This is a genomic window from Paenibacillus sp. FSL H8-0104 (assembly GCF_038050215.1).
GTDB lineage: Bacteria > Bacillota > Bacilli > Paenibacillales > Paenibacillaceae > Paenibacillus > Paenibacillus amylolyticus.
This window is the reverse complement of the sequence record NZ_JBBOTC010000002.1, coordinates 70,665-83,979: the sequence shown is the minus strand read 5'-3', so window position 1 is coordinate 83,979 and position 13,315 is coordinate 70,665. Positions and strand designations below refer to the sequence as shown.

Below are 13,315 nucleotides of genomic sequence, written 5' to 3'. Positions count from 1 at the left end.
GGTTTTTGTTAACTTTTGTCATACATATCAAAGAAATTTATTCTCTTCTCAATTCAAAAGATATAAAGACCGAGTGACCGCTTGCCACAAGACGCAGTCGGGCTATTGATTGTGTCAAATGAGAAACCAAAAAAAGCGGCTTGATCGCCGCCGGTAAAACAAGTGAAGGATTGAGACAAAATCAATTCGATCTCAGACCAAATTTTATACAAGGAGTGGATTTTAATGACAAAGAAGAAAATCGTAGAGGTTCGAAGCAGTATCACTGATAATGTGGTGCTTCAGTTTGAACACACGGAGGAAAGTTCCGTAAACATCTTCACAGCAGGATACAAAGCGATCTGCAAACACTTACGCATTAACCGTGTCCAAGCAGAAGAACGTTATTACGTGACCGAAGGCAAGTAAACCTTAATGTAGTAGATCGAGTCATCCCTGATTATCGTCGGATGACTCGATTTTTTCAAAAACTTATTCGTATTGCAAAATAAGTTAAGGGGAATCATTCAATCATGCGAAAGGCTCCTTTGTTATTATGGTTCAATGGAGAGCCGCGTCGACTTGTCTAACATGATTACATTGAGAAAATCATTGAGAAAATATAATCCACGCGACACATGGTCGCCAATTTGACGTGTGATGGTGAACCAAGAGCGTTTGTGAGTTAAAGCGGGGAGCAGCCACGGGTTCGAATCCCGTTGCGTCGGTAAGTGCGGTTCGAATACCTTAAAGCCTGAGAACCTTTAAGCATTCGGCATAATTCTGTCTCTCAACAGAATTATGGCATGTAGACCCGGCGTATCGCTTAGCGGTGAAAGCAGCTCTCGTCTTTAGCTCACAAACGAAAAATCCTTGAATTCAACCTGAATGTCTCTTTAGGCTAAACCCTTAAGGATAATAGCGAATCGTTGCAGAAATGCATGCGATCCCTTAGGTATACTTTTAATTGAACAAACAAACAACATCATGTATACTATATAAGTAAGATAAAAAAGAAGATGTGGAGCGAAAGCTCGCACCATAGGCAACATGGTGTTCCCTGCCGGAGGGACCATAATCTCCGTGTTTACCGACCTTTTAGTTGTCTCATGATATAATTTTAGCATTTAGGGAATATTATAATAATGGAATCGTCAACGACGATTCGCACCACAGGGTAGCGTGGTGTTCCCCGCCGGGGGGACCATAATCTCCGTGTTTACCGACCTTTTGCTACCCATGATCTTAATAAGATGGCTCTGATGTTTCCACATCAGAGCCTTTTTTTGTGCAAGGAGACAATGATTCTATGACACTAACGATGGAAGAATTAGTTACTCGAATGACTAAACCAGTCATTGCAGACATTAGCTTACAAGTTCTTCAGCAGCTTTATGAGCAGCATCTCCTCCCTTATATGTTTACATATGAACTGGAGAATCATGATCCAGTTAAGCTGCATTTTGAAAAAGATAACTTCAGCCATCTATTAGGATTAGAAAAAATGGTCGAAGGAAAAGTAGGTAATCTTGCTCAATATCGAGGTCTTGAAGGGTGGAAAAACATTAAAAACGGAACTATTAATCGAGAACATATGAGGTCTCGCGCAGGTAAACCGAATTTTAATAGTTTGAAAGGGAAATGGATTTATTTCCTTGCTCTTCCTCGCATCCTTACATCCGATACATCAATGATTAAATTTAATAAATTAGGGGCGGAACTGCTTATATACGGCAGTTTTGATAACGCAATTGTACATCTTGGAATATCCAAAAGACGAGAAACCGAGCTTAAAACGTGGTGTCCACGGACAATTCTCGAGGAAGGTAAGACACCTCCTCGCTATGGAACCAAACATATTGATGGTCAACCCTCACTTCGTGTAGTTTCCATTAAAAGAGCAATAAAATAGTTTATAACAATCGTTATTCTCACACAGCGAAGGGCGCTCAAATTAGAGCGCCCTTCGCTCTTTTAGGCCATTTTTAGGAAAATTGCATCCGAGGTTTGTATTCCGTCTTCTTTAAAACCATTTTGATCAGTAAACAAAAAGAAGCAGCTCATAAATAAGCTGCTTCTTACTTAGAAAACGCCTCTCCAACTAATGGAGAGGCGTTTATTTTTTATATTTCGAAGATGGGTTCCCCCTCTCCACCAACTATCACTATATAGGTGTGTAGTTGGTAAATGAGACTTTTGAATCACCTAAATCTTTTTCTTTGGCGTTAGGTGCTTTTTGTTTAACAACTTAATCACCCAAAACCTGAGAAATGTAACATTGTGCAACAAACCCTCATTTACTAAGTTGATGAATTGATATAAACTAATAAAAGTTAAAAATCATTGTGTGTAGAGGGGAGTTTAAATAATTTAAAGTATAAATCAAAGAAATATTGAACCAAAAAATTGGTCGCAGAACCCTTATGTTTATCGGACTACGACTTAAGAATCATAAGATCGTGGAAATAACCATACACGATTGAAGGGAGAAAGCAAATGGCGAAAATTCGCTTGCGTAAGAACAAACAGCTCGTCCCTGCCATCATTGGGGCGGCTATTATTTTTGTCCCTTTAGCGGGATTCGGCGGATTCTACGTGTATCACCAGAATCAGCAACATGCACAAGAAACAGCTCAATACGAAGCTCAAATTGCTCAACTTTCCAGTAGTCAAGCTATTGTCTACGGATTGGCCAACGACGTCCAAGCCAATACAAAAATCAGAGCTGAAGATCTTCAAAACGTATCGATCGATGCAAGCCGAGTTCCTGTTGATGCAGTTGTCGACGAGAGTGCAATCGGTAAAGTCATCAAGATCACCCTTACAGCCGGCACCCCTATCACCAAAGAGATGTTTTATGAAGACGGGATCACACCACAAGACTTGCGGAACCAGGAATTCCGCTTAATTGAATTGCCGACCAAGCTTCAGAAAGACGATTTTGTTGACGTCCGGGTCAAATTCCCGAGCGGGGAAGATTTTATTGTTCTTTCCAAGAAACAAGTTGAGGATCTGAACAACGGAACCGTTTGGCACACAATGACGGAAGAAGAAATTCTTAGAATGTCCTCAGCTATCGTTGATGCATGGATGAACGATGCCTCAATCTACTCACTGAGTTACGTCGAACCGGGTCTTCAACAAGCAGCCAAGGTTACATATCCAGCAAACCAAGCAGTTCTAGATCTAATCGAAAGCGATCCAAACATCGTTCAAAAGGCAACCACAGCATTAGAACGTAAGCTTCGTCAGAAACTTGAAAACAACTTGAACGAGTTGACACCAGAACAAATTCAGAAGTATCTCAACAACAAGCAAAACGCATCTACCATTAATCCGGATACGCAAACTAATCCGCTTACGGAAGGTCAAACGCCTGATCAACAGTACGTAGATGACGGAAGCACTACTACTCCATAAGTGAAGATCGTGAGGTGATACGGTGAAAAAAGCGTATTTTATCGGCGATTACGAGAAAAGTGACTTGCTGTTTTATTTGGCAAAAGTACTGTCGATAACCCGCCGTGTTCTTCTCGTGGACGCTACGAAGAACCAAAATTATCAATATGTAGTCCCTAGAATCGACGACGAGCCGGGTATCGTCACATATGACGGCTTCGATGTTTTTACAGGTAACGAGGATGAATTACAACAGCAACGACTTGGTGCGTATGATCATGTGATTTACGACATCGACGATCCCAAGCGCTTGCCCATCTACCGGTCAACGCATCGATTTTTCTTTGTTACGAGTATGGATAAAACATCGATTGTTCGCGGTGAGCATCTAATTGAAGCTTTTACGAAGCATCTAGCAACGCCAGATGCCCTTCCCTTTTACAAATTGCTCATCGAAGATGCGCTGCAGCCAGGTGAAGCTTATATTGATGAGCGCTTTGCTGGCTACCCCGTTATGTGGGAAGAAAGCATTGTATACAGCGCGGATGAACGGGATCGCATGCAGAAAATTAACAATCAATATACAGGCAAGCTTCATATGAAGCGGTTAACGTCGGATATGCGAAATGTGATAACGGATCTTGTTCAACTCGTCGATGGGATCAGTGCTAAAACCGCAGCCCAGCTTTATAAGCAGGCAGAAAGGAGGAAGTAACATTGGGACAAATCGCATTCTGGAGTCCGTTTAACGGCAGCGGCCAGACCAGTAGTATGGCCGCCCTTGCAGCTGTTATGGGCAGTGAATATCACATTCGGTGTTTAATTGCACAGACTAAAAATCGTGATTCATCACTCGAACAAAGCTTCTCTCGCTCGATGAATAACTTTAGCCGGACTCTAAGTCAAGTAACGGGAGCTCGTAATGTATCCGGAACCGGACTTGACGCCGTGCTCCGAATCGCAAGAAGCGGTAAGCTCGAAGGCGGAACTGTTAAAAACAATGCTCAAATTATCGAAAAAGATAGACTTGATCTGCTTAGCAGTTCAGATCAAAAAGACACCGCTAAATTTGAAGCAGCATCCGATTTGATTCGCTCGATTTTCGATCAAGCAAGAAAATATTATAACGTGATCCTGCTCGACCTCCCTGCTGGAGATGATAGTGAGCTAAGCAGGAAATTGATTGCTTCATCGGATATTGTGGTCGTCTGCTTACCGCAATCGAGGCGCTCGCTTGATGCTTACTTCAATCAAAAAAATTGGCCAAGTACACTGAGAGGCAAAAAGACCGTGCTTCTATTCACCCAGCACGATCCCCACTCCAAATACAAAGCTGCTAACGTAACGCGAAAATATAAAAGTTCTAAAGGCTTAATCGTTCCTTATAACACCAACTTTAAAGACGCGTTTAATGAAGGTGATACGAAAGGTTTTTATAAAGCGAACAAAGCAGCCGAACGCCGACACCCCAATTACGATTTTGTATCTGAGGTGCAGCGGGCAGCAAAGCAGTTGCTCGATGAAATCGGCATTGATTCCAGAACAAAACGAATCGACGCTGAAGAAAGAGGGGCTTCCTGATGCCTTGGCTGAACTTGCTTATTATCACTGTCATCGTCACAGGGCTTGTTGTGGGTTTGTTTTTATTCTTACGTAAGAGTCCAAACGCCGAAGTCGGAGACCAGGATGCTGATGCTGATCACTTGAATATTGAGTCGATAACCGAATTCGTAACCGAAGTGACCAATGACTATGTGAACACAAACTTACTGGATCTCGGACTCTCGCTAGAAGAATACGAACGTCGTAAAGAAGACCTTGCTGTGCTTAATACATCATTAAATAAATGTAACTCTGGCAGCATCGAAGACAAGAATTATGTGAAAGAATTCATACATGACATCCTGTCTCGAAACTATGGCATTACTGAACGAAATATCAATCAGATTTTGCCCTTCCACGACGAGCATTTACTAACCGATCAAGACAAATTTGAAATTTTGCTCTATCAGTATAAACAAGAACATGGCATTAACGGACTCAGCAAGCTAATTGAAACGTATGATCTCGCGCGACTCAAGCGAGTCATTGAGAACGGACAAACGCCGTCCTATATCATCACGGGTGAGGAGATTCAAGAAATTTATCTTCAAGAAAACCCTCAACTCTCGTTTGAAGACAAATTCCATATTATTGTCCAGCGCGTGTATCAGCGATACAAAGGCTTTGGTCCAATTGATGAGATTCGAGATCAGACCATTGACGGTGTTTCCGGCGGTGTTTCCGGTATTCCGGTCAATATGAATTCCGTTGAACACGAAATTGACATGATGAACAGTATGCATGAAAGAGTACCGTTAGCTTATGAAAGCATTTGGATGTTCTATCGAGGTAAATCAGTCCACCTTTCCTTCTTGAGCTTCGGTTCTGAATTAGAACTCCGACGTGTTTGTCAAAACGTGTACAAACACGGTAATCCTGGACAACTCTCTGAAGCAAAGGCATTTATCGTTAATGATATGCATGACGGATCACGCGTTGTTGTCGTTCGTCCTCCATTTGCCGAAAGCTGGGCCTTCTTTATCCGGAAGTTTGACTTACCGAATCTAAAAATCGACCGTCTACTTGCTGCAGATCGTGTAAAAAACGCCCATATCGTGATGCAATATCTTGACTTCTTGATGAAGGGTGAGCAGATTACCGCAGTGACTGGCGAACAGGGCTCAGGTAAAACAACTTTAATGATGGCGCTCGTCAAATCCATTTATGGCATGTTCCCTTTGCGGATTCAAGAAATGGCCTTTGAGCTTCATCTTCGCCGGTTATATCCCTTACGAAATATACTCACTTTCCGAGAAACCGATAAGATTACAGGCCAAGAGGGTATGGACGTTTCCAAAAAAACAGATGGTTCCGTGAGTATTGCCGGAGAGGTTGCAACCGATGCTGTTGCTGCTTGGATCATTCAAATGGCTCAAGTCGCCAGTAGATTTACCATCTTCAGTCATCACGCCAAAACCATCAGAGATTTAATTGAATCACTGCGGAACTCCCTGCTTAAAACTGGAACGTTCAGTGACGAACGAAGCGCAGAAGAACAAGTTGCTAAAGTGATTAACTTTGATGTGCATTTGGAGAAAGAGCAAAATGGTACGCGATACATTGAACGGATCACAGAGTGTGTTCTTCTCGAGCAAGATAGTATCCGATTCTCAAAAATAGCTGATGACTTGAAAGAAAATAAAATCGATCATCACAAAGCTATTGCGCTTGGACAGCTATATTACTATGAGACACAGACCAGCAAGCCATGGAAAGCAAACAACATCATCGAATATAAAAACGGCGGCTACGTTCCGGTCAACCGTCCGACAGCAAAGAAAGTCGAATTTATGGCTAGTAAAATGACAAAAGAAGATGCCAAAGCGTTCCTTGCTTTCCTCGATAAGTATTGGGGGCCAGAAGCCGCATGAAGATAACTACAATCCTCTGGCTCTCTGTCGTTGCGTATCTCCTTATTTTCGGAATCATTATGCTGATTTTGTATCTGAATAAACGGAAAACAAGAACCCAGTTCGAACGAATAAATGCTGGGGAATGGATGGCTCAAAAAAGAAGAGGTAACCGTAAAGACCATCCGAAACTCGTTGAGTTTTATCAAAAGTCCTATGTCCATTCTTCTCGTATTCCATTTTTCGGTACACAAGTGCGACGCATTCGGCAAAGACTTGCTGTTGTGAATCCATACAACGAATTCACACTCCGAAAAGAAACCATGCGCATCACTTACATTACGCTGCTGATTATGTTTTTCCTGGTCCTGGCCTTAGCCTTGTTCGGAAAAAGCTTACTCATCATCATGCTCGGTATTATCGGCTGTATCGTCTTAAATGGAATGCTGATCGATGTGTTTGTACATAAAATCGAAAGGCAACTGCTACGTAATTTTCGTGACTTTCTGGAAGACAACCGTGCCCAATATCAGTCAACGAAGATGATTGATGATTCAGTGTATCAGGCAGCTCAGGTTGCCTCTCATGATATGAAACTACACGGGGAACGGATACATCGTGTGCTTACCGCCAGGAACCCGGAGCGGGCCCTAAACGGATACTATGAAGTCGCACCGAACCGGTATTTGAAAGTCTTTACGGGTATCGCACATATGATTGGAGAATTCGGAGATAAGACCACAGACAAAGGTTCCCTTTATCTAGGAGCCATCCGAAAATTCGTGCAAGACATCAACTATGATATTCTTCGGCAGGAACGCCTTAGCTATCTGCTCAATAGTTTAACTATTATCGCCTTGGCGCCAATCCTGCTCTCCTTTCCTATTCAAACGTGGGCAGAAACCTATTTTCCGAGCATGAGCTCCTTTTATAGCAGCCGTATCGGGTATATTATCCAGCTCACCATGTTTGCCGTGTCCCTTATTGCCTACCTCTTAGAACGCAAACTGGCCGAAACGGAAGAATCAAAATATATCCCAAAACCCTCTCGTAAACGATGGGAGAAAAAGATATATGAGTACAAGTTCGTCAAATTGGTGGTCGATCGCTTCATTCCAAGTCCACACACCAAAAAATATTTTCTAACCACACAACTTATCAAAGACTCCAATTCACCGTTGCTAATTCAATGGCTAACGTTCCGGCGCTTGTTGCTCGCGCTAAGTACCATACTTATTACGATTGTTATAGCCATTGGTCTGCACTGGAATACAACGCATCAAATTCTGAACGCGCCGACGTATAACAAAGGCGGACTGATGACCGGAAAAATGACGCCGGAAGAACAAGCATCTGCTATGGCACAAACCGAATTTGATAGACGTGTAATGGATAGCTTGAAAGGAGGCGATGCAGCGCTCAAAGAACGCGTCAGACAAGAAGTCGATCTACAGGGCGAGATCACGAGCGCCGCGGAAATCAACCAAACGGTTAACCGAATCGTTGCCAAAGTGGAGCAACTGGATGCGGAGTATTTTAAATGGTATGAGCTTGTCATCGCTTTAGTACTTGGTACTCTGGCTTACTACACACCCATTTGGATGATGCTATTCCAACGAAAATTCCGCCGAATTGACATGCAAAATGAAGTTGAGCAATTTCGCATGTTGATCTCCATTTTAAGTCAACTAGACCGTATTGACGTTCGAATGATTCTTCAATGGATGGAACGATTTAGCACAATCTTCAAACCAGCATTACAACGGTGTATGAGCGACTATGACAGTGGAGCTATCTTTGCCATTCAAAGACTCAAACAAGACGCTCCATACCCTGAGTTTGTACGACTCGTGGAACGTCTGGAAAATAGCGTAGAGCGTATATCGATTCAAGAAGCCTTTGAAGATCTAGAAAGTGAACAAGAGTACTATCGTGAACAAAAGAAAGAAACGATGAACCGCTTAATTGAAAGTAAAGCAAGTTGGGGGAGAGATATTGGATTCATTCCGATCTATTTCATGCTTGGGGGATATATCGTTGTGCCTTTCCTTTACACATCGTTTGGGCAAATGAAAGACCTTCTTGCTACGCTTATGCGTCTCTAGAAAACCCTAATTTTTAATACTTAGTTTAAACCATACTTATATCTAAAGGAGATTATCATTAATGGGAAGTAATGCAACTGCAGCACTAAAACTCGGAGCCGCTGTATTTTTAACAATCGCTTTTATTACAATCGTCGTAGCCCTCTTCATTTCGTCAACCGACGCCGTTAAAGAAGGTCAAACGCAATTTTCTAGCATTCAAACTCAGCTCTCTCAAACGCGTTACAACATCTACGAAAACACTACTCTCTCTGGCAGCCAAGTTATGAACGCTGTTCGTCAGTTTAACAACGAAACACAATTCGGTGTCTATGTTAAAACAGGTAAAAACGGATTGACCTATTACGGGAACACGTTTAACCAAACCACAGGTGAGATCGATGGAACCGCAAAAAATACAAACTTACTTCCTGCACAGGATGAAGCCGACAGCAACTACATCAATCCATCAGGTAAATTTAAATCTTCAGTAGTACGGGATGCCAATAATATGGTTCGTGGTATTGTATTTGTTCAAACTAAATAGTACATACCCCTAACCCGTCGCTTCCCCGAACATAACCGGGGAGGCGACTCTCTTGTATAGCTAACATTTGAGGAGGTCCGAATGGGCAAAAACATTCGCAGCTTCATGATCCTATCTGCTCTCTTTTTTCTCTTTCTCGGAGCTAGCACATATGCCGTAAATACCGTCACGGCTATCAACGATGGTACCGAACTTGCGTATAAACTTAACGCTGATAATGATAGACAGGTTAAAGCTCAGCTTGCTATACCTGGTGAAGAAGTCTATAGCGGCGCGATGATCGTCAATTTGATCCGAACCGAAGAACGAGATATGGATATTGAAGTGGGTGGCGTACTGTACAGCCGGCTTGATAATTACACATCTTTTAACCCTGTAGCCATTAACTTAACTCAGAAATATAAAGCAACTTACAGCCGTGATGAGTCAGGCTTTATACTTAACGTTTCTTTTACTAGCTTTTAGGATCAAAAAGGAGCCTTTGACCTTATGAAATATGTAACCGGCGCATTCGCTGCCATAATGGCCGTTCTTCTGCTCTACTTTTACCCGCTCTATGAGCAAGCTCGAAGTCAGGATAAGATCGCCAATACGATTGTACAAAGCGCCTCTACTCAATTTATTGATAGCGCACGAACCAAAGGATATATCACACCGCAAATGTGGGACGATTTCAACACCCAGCTTGCGGCAACCGGTAATCAATACGATGTGAAGCTCGAGCATTTGCATAAACTAACAAGTCCAAATTACAGTGATCCGGCTAACCCAGCAACATTTCAAGGCGATTTTACAACCTACTATACTGCCTATTACAACGATCAAATCATGCCCGTCATGTTTCCTAATAACACCATGCCGATTGACGATAAGTCACGGCGCTACATCATGCAGATGGGCGACTATATCGGTATCAATTTGACCAATACCAATCGGACAGCAGCTACGGAGCTCTGGGATTTTCTCATGAATGATAACACGGAGCAAGCTGCAACCGTCTTAATGAACTATAAAGGGATGGTTCTGAATGAAGATTATTAACTTCGCACTCGTGTTCGTTATGATCTTTCTACCTTTATTTCAAATTTCATCGATGCGATTGAATGATCTAGAGATAGCCATTCAACTTACTAACCGATATGACGTGATGATGAAAACAGCCGTTCAGGACGCCGCCAATGTAATGAACGATACCGTCGATCAGGATTATGAGCCGGGTTATGGCTCGAAGAAGTTTTTCAGAGCAAACAAAGAACGAGCAGTCGAAAGCTTTTATCGCACACTGGCTCTAAATTTCGATATTAACGGCGATGCAGTGGCCGTCGGAAATCTTGCCGGATACATACCAGCAATCCTGGTGATCGATTATGATGGATATTACGTCTATTCGACCGAGTCATTCGTCGACACCAAAGGTGATACTCAGCTTCGCCCGGTTTGGTCACCAAAGAAACCATACTCATATTCCGATCCACAAGGGAACATCATACAGTTTTCTCTCGACGACTTCGTAAAAAGCTTTGATAAGAGCTCGAACCGCTGGATTCAAGGAAAACGACACGAAGTCGTGGGCCAAACACAAATCAACTTGCTGAAAGATCCTCAAACATTTGATAACGTCCGTCGCCAGACGATTATCAACGGTATACAAAATGATCTGGCCTATGTGATCAATCGGCATAATCAATATGCCACACGCTACGGGGTCGATTACATCTTCACGCTGCCGCAAATCTCTCAGGAGGAATGGGATAACGGAATCGACGATATTGGTATTGTCGCCTTCGTTCAAGGCATTCCCATCGGCGATCAGGCGTACAACAACTACGCGTTTGGCGGCGGCCGGCTGCAGAAGAAAAAAACGCTTTATGCTGCGACAGATCCGGTAACCGGGATCAAATATTACGATCGTGACGCATCGAAGCTGCCGGGCCGCGTAGAGGAACGATTTGATAGCGAAAGAGACGCGGCAAGGTATGGTTATTTTCCTCTTACCAAATAGAGGCAAATAATAGAGCTTATGATGACGATATAAGAATAAGTGAGTGATGTTCTCTTCATGTTAATTTGCCGATAACAAGAGTTCACCCCTCGTTGCCCCCAAGGGTGCAACCGAATAATAGAGAAAAGTAGGATTTCTCCCATTATGAGATCCCTAATAAAAAGGAGCGAGTAATATGAAAAAAACAATGACTAAAATCGCAGGAATTGCACTGGCAGCAGCACTTACCGTAGGTATGATCAGCAGCGCCCCTTCCGAAGTACAGGCTGCTACCGCAGCATCAACCCAGTTCTCCGATGTTAAAGCGACTCACTGGGCCGCTAGCGCCATTGAGAAAGGTGTATCCAAAGGGTATATCGAAGGTTATGAAACTGGTAAATTCAAGCCGGATGTTAGCGTTACACGCGCTGAGTTCGTCAAAATGGTCGTTTCGGCTATGGAACTCCAAACTACTCCAGCGAGCGGTAAATGGTACGTGCAGTACGTTAACGCTGCAAGCAACGCGGGTCTTTACGCTTCTGCTGATTACACCAACAATGATAGCGCTTGGAATAAAGTAATGACGCGTGACGAAATGGCTCGCGTAGCAGCTCGTGCGATCGGTGAGAAAACAAACGAAGATGACAAATGGATGTATCTAGCTACGAAAGCGGGTCTGATCGAGGGCGTCGGTAAAGGTCAAATCGCTCCAAAAGGACTGACCACACGTGCACAGGCGGTTGTCATTATCGAACGCATTCTTTCGAAAAACTCCGGCGCATACCTCGAGGCTGATAAGTATGCTGTTGGCAGTGCTGAAATCCTCTGGCACGGTACGAACATCTTTACCGTGATGCCTGAAATGTGGGTTACTCCGGAATCCGATGTAAAACGTGCCGGTAAGACGTCAATCGAGGAAATGTGGGACGAAAGTAAAATGACGCTCACATCGAAAGATGGGCTCTATCAAGCTAAGCTGGATGCTCTTGTCGCTATTGACCTTGCTGATCCGAACGATCCTAATCGATCCCTACTACCCAATATCAATCAATTGAAATGGTCAAATAATAGACCGAGCATTACTGATTTGATGGTTAAAGATCAAAAAAATAGCTATATCCTGTATTTCAAAGGTGGACAAGTTTACAACAAAGCATCGAATAAATATCTGGATAGAAAACGGGTAACATTCCGAGTGGATGGCTTCAACAGCCCCGATCTTAATGCCTTTTACTACAAACGTACCCTCAACGGCAGCGCGATGGTTTATCAAAACAATTTAGAAGATCTCCCCGCTATGATCATTCCAAAGTCTGGAACTGTCCAAAAAGGTAATGATCTTGTTGTGAGACTTGAAACTCCTACAAGTGGTTCCCTTGCAAGTGATAGCGTAATTCTTCGACTACGGGGTATCCAGTAATGAATAGCCCCCGCCGACGCTTAAAATTTGTCGGACTCAGTATACTGCTCCTAACGAGCAGTATACTGGGTGTTTTTTTGCCGTTACAGGGTAAAGTTGAAGCCGAACCGATCAAAAAAGAAATCGTATATAATAGTGAATCTGGCGTTAAACCTCACCCAAACCGAACTGCGCTCAGCTTTGGTAAAAGTCCAACCGCTACGACATCAATCAGCGAAAATGTCGGTTCCGGAAATACAATTAAAAAAATTGTCTTTTACAAAGGAAACGAAATCGTTAGATCTATCGATGTTAATGCGCAAACCTTTAACCAAACCGTTTCCTTTAATGGTTCACAAGTCGAAGTTGTATCGAAAGAGAACGGATCAAACGGTTCTTGGTTCGCTTGGTCACGCGCTGAAACAACAGGTGATTGGAGTGCGACTGGAAAAAACGTTTCGTGGTGGCACGTAA

Annotated in this window: 13 protein-coding genes and 1 tRNA gene; all 14 read left to right on the top strand. The window is 43.0% G+C overall.

What is annotated here, in order from left to right; all coding sequences use genetic code 11:
- Positions 1-225 precede the first annotated feature (225 nt).
- A complete protein-coding gene (locus NST38_RS30950) occupies positions 226-408 on the top strand; it encodes a hypothetical protein (protein WP_341344358.1) in 183 nt (60 codons plus the stop codon).
- A 222-nt stretch (positions 409-630) separates the two neighbouring features.
- Positions 631-707: transfer RNA gene (locus NST38_RS30945), tRNA-OTHER, on the top strand.
- Positions 708-1,288: 581 nt separating this feature from the next.
- Positions 1,289-1,891, top strand: a complete 603-nt coding sequence (locus NST38_RS30940; RefSeq protein ID WP_341344357.1) for a PBECR4 domain-containing protein — start codon at positions 1,289-1,291, stop codon at positions 1,889-1,891.
- A gap of 584 nt (positions 1,892-2,475) precedes the next feature.
- Positions 2,476-3,399, top strand: coding sequence for an SAF domain-containing protein (locus tag NST38_RS30935; protein WP_341344356.1), 924 nt, complete (start codon positions 2,476-2,478; stop codon positions 3,397-3,399).
- A 22-nt stretch (positions 3,400-3,421) separates the two neighbouring features.
- Positions 3,422-4,093, top strand: coding sequence for a hypothetical protein (locus NST38_RS30930; RefSeq protein ID WP_341344355.1), 672 nt, complete (start codon positions 3,422-3,424; stop codon positions 4,091-4,093).
- Between the two features lie 2 nt (positions 4,094-4,095).
- Positions 4,096-4,959 carry a MinD/ParA family ATP-binding protein gene (locus NST38_RS30925; protein WP_341344354.1) on the top strand — a complete coding sequence of 288 codons (864 nt, stop codon included), beginning with the start codon at positions 4,096-4,098 and terminating at the stop codon, positions 4,957-4,959.
- Complete coding sequence (locus tag NST38_RS30920) at positions 4,959-6,851, top strand: pilus assembly protein CpaF (protein WP_341344353.1); 1,893 nt, start codon at positions 4,959-4,961, stop codon at positions 6,849-6,851. Before NST38_RS30925 ends, NST38_RS30920 begins: the two co-directional genes overlap by 1 nt.
- On the top strand, positions 6,848-8,935 hold the full coding sequence (locus NST38_RS30915) for a hypothetical protein (protein WP_341344352.1): 2,088 nt from the start codon (positions 6,848-6,850) through the stop codon (positions 8,933-8,935). Before NST38_RS30920 ends, NST38_RS30915 begins: the two co-directional genes overlap by 4 nt.
- A 61-nt stretch (positions 8,936-8,996) precedes the next feature.
- Positions 8,997-9,461, top strand: a complete 465-nt coding sequence (locus NST38_RS30910) for an ABC transporter permease (protein ID WP_341344351.1) — start codon at positions 8,997-8,999, stop codon at positions 9,459-9,461.
- Between the two features lie 81 nt (positions 9,462-9,542).
- A complete protein-coding gene (locus NST38_RS30905; protein WP_341344350.1) occupies positions 9,543-9,926 on the top strand; it encodes a hypothetical protein in 384 nt (127 codons plus the stop codon).
- A 24-nt stretch (positions 9,927-9,950) separates the two neighbouring features.
- Positions 9,951-10,502 (top strand): hypothetical protein, encoded by a 552-nt coding sequence (locus NST38_RS30900; protein ID WP_341344349.1) that lies wholly within the window; start codon positions 9,951-9,953, stop codon positions 10,500-10,502.
- The gene (locus NST38_RS30895; RefSeq protein WP_341344348.1) at positions 10,489-11,463 is read left to right on the top strand and encodes a hypothetical protein; all 975 of its coding nucleotides are present in this window, start codon (positions 10,489-10,491) and stop codon (positions 11,461-11,463) included. Before NST38_RS30900 ends, NST38_RS30895 begins: the two co-directional genes overlap by 14 nt.
- A 175-nt stretch (positions 11,464-11,638) precedes the next feature.
- Positions 11,639-12,862 carry an S-layer homology domain-containing protein gene (locus NST38_RS30890; RefSeq protein WP_341344347.1) on the top strand — a complete coding sequence of 408 codons (1,224 nt, stop codon included), beginning with the start codon at positions 11,639-11,641 and terminating at the stop codon, positions 12,860-12,862.
- A gap of 288 nt (positions 12,863-13,150) precedes the next feature.
- On the top strand, positions 13,151-13,315 hold the full coding sequence (locus tag NST38_RS30885) for a hypothetical protein (RefSeq protein ID WP_341344346.1): 165 nt from the start codon (positions 13,151-13,153) through the stop codon (positions 13,313-13,315).